The sequence below is a fragment of the Roseovarius pacificus genome, assembly GCF_900142665.1.
GTDB classification, from domain to species: Bacteria; Pseudomonadota; Alphaproteobacteria; order Rhodobacterales; family Rhodobacteraceae; genus Roseovarius; species Roseovarius pacificus.
Genome location: NZ_FRBR01000036.1, coordinates 1 through 7,067 on the forward strand (window position 1 = coordinate 1; position 7,067 = coordinate 7,067).

A 7,067-nucleotide genomic window follows, 5' to 3' on the forward strand; every position below is an offset into this window, starting at 1 on the left:
GCCACGCGTCACATACCTTTTGTGACGTCGCTAGCGGATGAAATCTGTTATCTAAAAAGTAGATATATGAGGGTGTTATCGGCGTCTGGTTTCCATGGGCTGCAAGTCTGATGCTCCCGAGATTGCCCATCAATCCCCTACCAATTGCAAAAATCGGCCATAGTCCTCGCTGACTTCGCGCGCTTCCTCGAAGGCACGGGCGCGTTCGCTGTCGAGGCAACGGAAGTAGCTCTGGATATCCTGGATGTAGTCTTCGAAATCGCCACGGATGATGTCCGCATAGTCCCGCGCCGCCTGCGAATCGCTTGGCAGGAAAGGACGGGCCGGGGCGAAGCAGGATTCCGCCAAAACCGGCCCGGAAACGCAGATCAGAAGGACCATAGCTTGCAATGGGAGCAGGCATGTCAACCTTGGGTTTCTCAAACCTGTTATCTCCTTGATCGCAGACACTGGCCGTGACTAGTGTTTGCGTGACCAAACTACAGCTAAAGCACGATATTACATCTTGCGGTTGATAGTATACTATCGTAACTCTGGGCTTCAAGTGGGAATGCCTGGGGTCGCGCCATTGGAGAAAGCGTGAGCCGGGCCATGAACTGGGACATCGAAGCACCAAATGTGGTTACGGAAGCCAGGTTCCGCGAGCTCGTGGAAAGCGGCTATAGCGCAGAAATCCTGTGCCAGGAGTCAGCACATAAGAAAGGCCCCAGCTATTACGGGGTCTGGATCATGCGCGTTGTCTCTGATGATGGCGTGGAAAAGCTCCTCGTCACGGCCCGCACGCGGACGACCTACAACGATATCAAGATCCGCGAATTCAAGACGATCTCCGGCGTGGTGTCTTTCTTCATTGGCCTTGGCTTTGCGCATGTCGACCTGCCGCTTGAGGCGGGTACAAGCCGCACGCATAAACTCGCCCCATCAGACAAGATCGCTGACAACTAACCTCGTCTGCCTCTGGCTGGTCGCAGCACCTGCCTCAGCGCAAATGGTCCTGGTCATGGAGAGTGACGGCTCCCTGATCCCGTCCCGCTCCCAAAGCAGCTTTGCTCGAAACTACAATGACGGGATTGGTCAGGGTTCGGCCTCCGATGGGATCGCGATCTTCGGCGAGGTAGAGGCCGAGCAAGAGGGCGTCCAAGTCGCGGCCCTTGCCCGCCCGACTCCCCTGCCCCGCGCCGATGTCCTCTCCGGGATTCAGACCACGGCCTTGCGCTATGCCGGCCATCCCGGCCTGCGTCGCGCGGGGCTTTCCGTGACGGATTGGCTGGCTCTCTATCGGGCCAATATCGAGGTTGAGAGCGCCTACCGGCAGGACGCGGTCTCCAGCGCGGGGGCCATTGGTCTTGGCCAGCTGATGCCCGACACCGCGCGCGACCTCGGCGTTGACCCGCGTGACCCTCAACAGAACCTCGACGGCTCCGCCCGCTACCTCGCGATGATGCTGGAGACGTTCGGCGATCCGCATCTGGCGCTGGCGGCCTACAACGCGGGGCCGGATGCCGTGCGCCAACACGGTGGCATTCCCCCTTACCGAGAAACCCAGAACCACGTGGCCCGCGTCATGGCTGTCGTGGCCCGATTGGAAGGATCGAATTCATGAAAAAGATTTCAAACCTCTTTGTCGCCTCGCTGGCGCTATTCCTGCTGATTGCCGAACCCGCCCTCGCCCAGAGCATTGATCTCTCCCCGATCCAGAGCCTGTTACAGGGCATCGTCGATGCGCTGACCGGCCCGCTTGGTGTTGTCATCGCGACGCTGGCCGTTCTCGGGGTCTTTCTCAGCTGGTTCTTCAACATCATCGATCTGCGCCAGGCGCTTTGGGTGCTTGTCGGCATTGCCGGTGTCGCGGCGGCCCCCACCATTGTTGCCGCGGTCTTTGCCGGTGGCTGAGCGCGCGCCCCTCTTTCTCGGGCTCGTGCGCCCGCCGAAGCTTCTGGGCCTGCCCATCATGTATGCGATGGTCTGGCTCTTCGGCTCGGTGCTCTTGTTCGTCTGGGTCCAGCATATCGCGGTACTGGCTGTCGCGGCCCTGCTCTATCCGGTGCTCTGGAAGGCCGCCGATTGGGACCCGCGTTTCATCGACGTGATGATGACGGCGCTGCAGGAGACACCGCCCACGCGTAACAGGTCCATTCATGGCGGGGACAGCTATGCCCCGTGATGACGCCCGTGATGCTGCGCTCGATGCCCGCACGATGACCCCGGAATGGTATGCGCGCGAGACCCGCCTCGCGCACATGCTGCCCTATGTGAGCCTCGTTGACGACCAGACCGTGCGGACCCGGGTGAACGAACTCTTCCGGTGCATCCGGCTCGAGGGGATCAACAGCTACACGACCGACGATGCCTATCTCGACAAGTTGACGGCACTTTTTGCCCGCATCGTCGCGCAGCTCGGGCCGGAATTCAGCTATTACGTCCACAAGGTCTCCAAGGCCATCAGACCGGATCTGGACCCAATTCGTGAGGACAGCTTCGCAGGCGAGGTCGACCGGCGCTGGCGCGCGAAACTCGAGACCAGCGGGCTCCGCGACAAGACCCTGACGCTCACCGTCATTCACCGCCCGCCCCCGAAAAGCCTCCTGCCGTTCCTCAGCCGCAGCGCACCGGACCGCCTGAGAGAGGAGACGCGCAAACGCCTGCAGCGCCTGGGCGAGGCCGTGAACGTCTTCCTTTCGGGGCTTACCGAGCTCAAGCCGCGCCAGCTGTCAGCCGGATCGGGAGAGTTGGTGGGGTTTCTGGGCGCGCTTAACACGGGGCAAGAGCTGCCGCTTTACCCTGCCAATACCTACGGCTTTTTGTCCGTCAACGTCGCCAATACCCGCGTGACGTTCCACGGCGACCATTTCGAGCTTTCCGAGGGCGTCGTGGGCCACCGCTACGGCAAGAGCTTCACCATCGGAGAATACTCGGAAGGCACCTCCTGCACCATGTTCGACATGCTGAACCTGCCGGTCGACATGATCGTGACGCACTCCTTCACGCCGATCAATTCGAACCTCATGGCGGGCCGCATCAAGCGGCAAAAGCGCCAGATGCAGGCCAGCCAGGATGCGGCCCTCTCGCTCCTGGAAGCGCTCGACATCGCCGCCGATGATCTCGAGGCCAAGCGCCAGAGCTTTGGCGAGCACCACATGGTCGTGACGCTCTTCTGCGAAACGCTCGAAGAGCTGCAGACCCTCAGCGCAGAGATCGTGAATGCCGCCGCGACCGAGGGCGTGAAGATGATCGGTGAGCGGGTCGCCGCAAAGGCGCATTACCTCAGCCAGCATCCCGGCAACCAGCCCAAGCGCGTGCGTGCCAGCGCCGTCACCAATCGCAACTTCGCGGATTTCGCGGCCTTCCACCGGACACAGCTTGGCAAACCCGCAGCACTTACCCCCTGGGGCCGGGTCGTCACATATTTGCCCACGCCGGAGCAGAGCGCCTACCGGTTTTCCTATCACGAGCAGGGATCGCCCGACAAAGAACCCACCAGCGGCCATACCCTGATCATGGGGCGGCCCGGGTCAGGTAAGTCTGTGCTTTCGGCCTTTCTGATGACCCAGGCCCGCCGCGCAGGGGCGCGGATTTTCGTCTTCGACTATCGCCTCGGCATGGAGATGGCGGTCCGCGCGAATGGCGGGCGCTACGCGTCCCTGAACGCCGGCCAGCCCACGGGCCTCAACCCGCTCTGGACCGAGACGGATGCGCGCGGCACCGCCTGGCTCTCGGACTGGCTTGCCACGCTTCTTTACCGCGCCGACAAGCCGCTCACACCGGCGCAGACCAACCGCATCCAGGAGGTCGTGCGCCAGAATGCCCAGGCCACCAATCCGGCCCTGCGGAACTGGCGGGATTTCGCATCGCTTTTTGTGTCCACCGACGATGGCGGCGATCTGCACCAGCGCCTGCTCGAATGGACCGAGGACGGCCGCTATGGCTGGATCTTCGGGCAGAGCCTCGAGGACACGTTCTCGCTCAAGGGCGATGTGGTGGGCTTCGATCTGACCGGTATTCTCGACAGCGAGGCCGACAAGGAGCGGATGGCGGTCCTGTCCTATCTTTTCCGCCGGGTCGAACGCGAGATCGAGGATCGCCGCCCCACCATCATCGTGATCGACGAGGCCTGGAAGGCCCTCGACAACGCGTATTTCGCCGAGCGGCTGTCGAACTGGCTCGTGACCGCGCGCAAGCAGAACACCGTTGCGGTAATGATGACGCAATACGCCAGCCAGCTCGAGCGCACCCGAACCGGCAAGACCATCGTCGAAGCGGTGCCCACACAAATCCTGCTTCCGAACATCCGCGCCCATGCCGCCGATTACGCGATGCTGAACCTCTATGAGAAGGAACTCGATGTGCTTCTCAACACCGGCAGCGACAGCCGCCTTGCGCTCATCCGCGACGACCAGGGCTCGATCGTCGTCGATGCCGATCTGAGCGCCCTCGGGCCCAATCTCACCATCCTTGGCGGTATGGAAAAGGGCGAAGCGCTCGTCGGCCCCGATTACCGCGACCGCCCGGACTTTTGGAGGCTTTCATGATTCGTACTCTGTTTCTTCTCACCGCGCTCGGCGCTTTGGCCTCCTGCACCCAATACCGGGAGCCGCAGGCGAACTGCTTCACATTCCTCGCGTCCACGGCAACCGTCGCGCCTGATTGTGACTTCACGCCCCTTGGCACCCCGGAGGGCGACATTGAAGTCTAGCCTGCCTCATATCCTGGCGTTTTGCCTGCTGCCCGGTCTCGCCTTGTCCCAAGGTGTGCCGACCAATGACAGCGGGCTGACTGCGCGCGATATCGTCGAGACCGGCGATCGCGAAGCAGACTTGGCCCTTCAGGCCGACAAGCTTGCAGTGCGCGAACTCATCGCCGAGATCGAACGGGAGCAGCTGGAAACCCTCCGACGCATCCTCGATGCCCAGACCAGCTTCGGCGGTCAGGGATTGCCGGCTATGGTCTCGGGGCTGGAAAGCGGCAGCGGCGATCCCGACCGCGCCGTAGAAGCCGTCTATGGCACGGGCGAGATCGATCCCAATCCCGGCGGCGCACAGATGTTCGGGGATGCGGCAGAAAACATCGAGCAACTCATCATCCGCGTGGCTCAGGAGACCAGCGGCTTTGCGGGAGTTGGCCGCGCAGGGCTCTCCCCCGTGCAATGGCGCGCGTTGCTGCAAGCGCTCATCTGGCAGGAAAGCCGGTTTACCATCGGCGCGCGCTCGCCCGTCGGGGCCTTCGGCCTCACCCAGATCATGCCGGGCACCGCCAGCGATCTGGGCATCAACCCGGAATACTATGACAGCCCCTATCTGCAGGTGCATGGCGGCGCGCGCTATCTCGCGACCCAGCTCAACACATTCGATGGCAACATCATCAACGCCCTCGCGGCCTATAACGCCGGACCCGGCCGGGTTTTCGAGTATGGCGGGGTCCCACCCTTCCGCGAGACCCAGCACTACGTCCAGGTCATCCCCGAACGCTACAATCTCTACCTCAGCCGTATCGGCGGGATCGAAGCGCTCGGCACGATCGACCCCGCGCTTCTGGCCAATGCTAACCTCTCGATGACCGGGCATGGCGCGGCTTTCTATGGCAACAACTCACCCGCCGCGATCAGGCAAGCCGCCCTGCGTATTGCGGATATCGTCGAACGGATTTCCGAGACCGAGGATGTGCAGGAGAGCGTTGCGCTCAACACTTATGCCCGCGCCGAACTCGTGCGTCTCGTGGCCGCCCGCATCCGGCTTCAGGCGGCACGAACCCGCGTCCTTTCTGCCGAGGAGCTGGCCCAGGCCAGCGCCCGCATGGCCGAAGGCGCGTTCATGGATTTTACGATCAGGGAGATTGAATGATGGGACATCTGCTCTTGAGGACAGCTTTGGCCACGACACTTGGGGTTGGTCTGCATCTTGGCGCCCTGTCCCCTGCCCTCGCGCAAGGCGTGCCCGTCGTCGATACCCAGAACATCGCGCAAAACATCCAGCAACTCCGGCAGATGATCGAGGACGAGATCCTGCAAAACGAGCAGCTGACGCAGCTCCGTGAACAGCTTGCCACTCTCACGGAACAACTCGCGGAGCTGCAACGGACCTACGAAGCCCTCACCCGCCTCGCCGAACTGCCGGAAATCATCCGCACCGAGATGGAAGACGAGCTGAACGGCCTGCTCGATCAGGAGTTCGGAGACATCCTCGCCACGATTGAGGCCATCAAGACCGGAGACTTCTCCGGCCTGTCTGGTTCTGGCGCAGGCGAGATCGAAACCCAGATGGACCGGGTGCTGGCCGATCTCGGCTTCGATGAAGACACGCTCTCGGAAATGGCCACCAGCGGCAATCCCGGGGCCAACCGTGTGGCCACGCAGGCAACAACCGGCGCACTCGTCTCAGCCGCCGCCCAGAACAGCTATGAAGATGCCGGCCAATCGCTCGAGCGGGTAGACCGCCTCGTCGGGCTCATCGACGACATGGAAGAACTCAAGCAAAGCGTCGATCTCAACACGCGCGTGACAGCTGAATTGGCCATCGCCCTCGTGGCAATGTGGCAGCTGGAAGCGATTCAAACCGTGGGCGATGGCACGGGCGGCGTGATCGATGCCGCCACCATCGCCGAAGAGCAGCGCTTCATGGATTTCACCTTGCCAGACCTCCGGGCAGACTGATCGTGGGGGCATGAATGGTGGCGAGTGAACAAGAGATCATCGAGGAAGAACTGGTCTACGGCGCCCTGCGCCGTGAACGGCTCTGGCAACGCCTTGGCCTGATAGGCCTTGTCTTCGGCATCATCGGCTGTCTGAGCGCAGCAGCAGTCGCGATCCTCGATGTCGACCCGCCCCCCGTCGTTGTCCCCTATGATCCCGCTACTGGTTTTGCCCTGCCCGAGGCGTCCGTTGGGGCCACATCCGTCACCGCTAACCAGGCGATCATCGAGGCGGAGGTGTTCCGCTATGTGACCGACCGGGAGGTCTACAACCAGCTCGACAACGATCTGCGCATCCGCAGCGTTCTGCGCCGCTCGGACGGGGCCGCCGAGAGCGGGTTGCGCCAGATCTGGAACAGCGCCAACGAGAATTACCCGCCGAC

Annotated in this window: 10 protein-coding genes; 9 read left to right on the top strand and 1 reads right to left on the bottom strand. The window is 62.4% G+C overall.

Annotated elements, in window-relative coordinates; translation table 11 throughout:
- Positions 1-129: 129 nt before the first annotated feature.
- Positions 130-381, bottom strand: a complete 252-nt coding sequence (locus BUB53_RS21915) for a hypothetical protein (protein ID WP_073038180.1) — start codon at positions 379-381, stop codon at positions 130-132.
- A gap of 210 nt (positions 382-591) precedes the next feature.
- Between BUB53_RS21915 and BUB53_RS21920 the strand changes: the two genes are divergently transcribed.
- From BUB53_RS21920 to BUB53_RS21955, 9 genes are all read left to right on the top strand, one after another.
- Positions 592-945, top strand: a complete 354-nt coding sequence (locus tag BUB53_RS21920) for a hypothetical protein (RefSeq protein ID WP_073038182.1) — start codon at positions 592-594, stop codon at positions 943-945.
- A gap of 43 nt (positions 946-988) precedes the next feature.
- The gene (locus BUB53_RS21925; protein WP_073038184.1) at positions 989-1,603 is read left to right on the top strand and encodes a lytic transglycosylase domain-containing protein; all 615 of its coding nucleotides are present in this window, start codon (positions 989-991) and stop codon (positions 1,601-1,603) included.
- Positions 1,600-1,893 (top strand): TrbC/VirB2 family type IV secretion system protein, encoded by a 294-nt coding sequence (locus BUB53_RS21930; protein ID WP_073038186.1) that lies wholly within the window; start codon positions 1,600-1,602, stop codon positions 1,891-1,893. Before BUB53_RS21925 ends, BUB53_RS21930 begins: the two co-directional genes overlap by 4 nt.
- Positions 1,886-2,164: a VirB3 family type IV secretion system protein gene (locus BUB53_RS21935; RefSeq protein WP_025042451.1), complete on the top strand. Its 279-nt coding sequence runs from the start codon at positions 1,886-1,888 to the stop codon at positions 2,162-2,164. The genes BUB53_RS21930 and BUB53_RS21935 overlap by 8 nt, the downstream gene beginning before the upstream one ends.
- Complete coding sequence (locus tag BUB53_RS21940; protein WP_073038188.1) at positions 2,154-4,529, top strand: VirB4 family type IV secretion/conjugal transfer ATPase; 2,376 nt, start codon at positions 2,154-2,156, stop codon at positions 4,527-4,529. Before BUB53_RS21935 ends, BUB53_RS21940 begins: the two co-directional genes overlap by 11 nt.
- Positions 4,526-4,693, top strand: coding sequence for a hypothetical protein (locus BUB53_RS23100; protein ID WP_188745052.1), 168 nt, complete (start codon positions 4,526-4,528; stop codon positions 4,691-4,693). Before BUB53_RS21940 ends, BUB53_RS23100 begins: the two co-directional genes overlap by 4 nt.
- A complete protein-coding gene (locus BUB53_RS21945) occupies positions 4,683-5,837 on the top strand; it encodes a lytic transglycosylase domain-containing protein (protein ID WP_188745051.1) in 1,155 nt (384 codons plus the stop codon). Before BUB53_RS23100 ends, BUB53_RS21945 begins: the two co-directional genes overlap by 11 nt.
- Positions 5,837-6,646 carry a type IV secretion system protein gene (locus BUB53_RS21950; protein ID WP_073038190.1) on the top strand — a complete coding sequence of 270 codons (810 nt, stop codon included), beginning with the start codon at positions 5,837-5,839 and terminating at the stop codon, positions 6,644-6,646. The genes BUB53_RS21945 and BUB53_RS21950 overlap by 1 nt, the downstream gene beginning before the upstream one ends.
- A 14-nt stretch (positions 6,647-6,660) precedes the next feature.
- The coding region (locus BUB53_RS21955) for a VirB8/TrbF family protein (protein WP_229709634.1) at positions 6,661-7,067 on the top strand (407 nt) is incomplete at its 3' end.

What these genes read in the sequence shown, in the direction of transcription:
- BUB53_RS21915 (WP_073038180.1), bottom strand. Translation starts at nt 381, where the DNA reads ATGGTCCTTCTGATCTGCGTTTCCGGGCCGGTTTTGGCGGAATCCTGC.
- BUB53_RS21920 (WP_073038182.1), top strand. Translation starts at nt 592, where the DNA reads ATGAACTGGGACATCGAAGCACCAAATGTGGTTACGGAAGCCAGGTTC.
- BUB53_RS21925 (WP_073038184.1), top strand. Translation starts at nt 989, where the DNA reads ATGGTCCTGGTCATGGAGAGTGACGGCTCCCTGATCCCGTCCCGCTCC.
- BUB53_RS21930 (WP_073038186.1), top strand. Translation starts at nt 1,600, where the DNA reads ATGAAAAAGATTTCAAACCTCTTTGTCGCCTCGCTGGCGCTATTCCTG.
- BUB53_RS21940 (WP_073038188.1), top strand. Translation starts at nt 2,154, where the DNA reads ATGCCCCGTGATGACGCCCGTGATGCTGCGCTCGATGCCCGCACGATG.
- BUB53_RS23100 (WP_188745052.1), top strand. Translation starts at nt 4,526, where the DNA reads ATGATTCGTACTCTGTTTCTTCTCACCGCGCTCGGCGCTTTGGCCTCC.
- BUB53_RS21950 (WP_073038190.1), top strand. Translation starts at nt 5,837, where the DNA reads ATGGGACATCTGCTCTTGAGGACAGCTTTGGCCACGACACTTGGGGTT.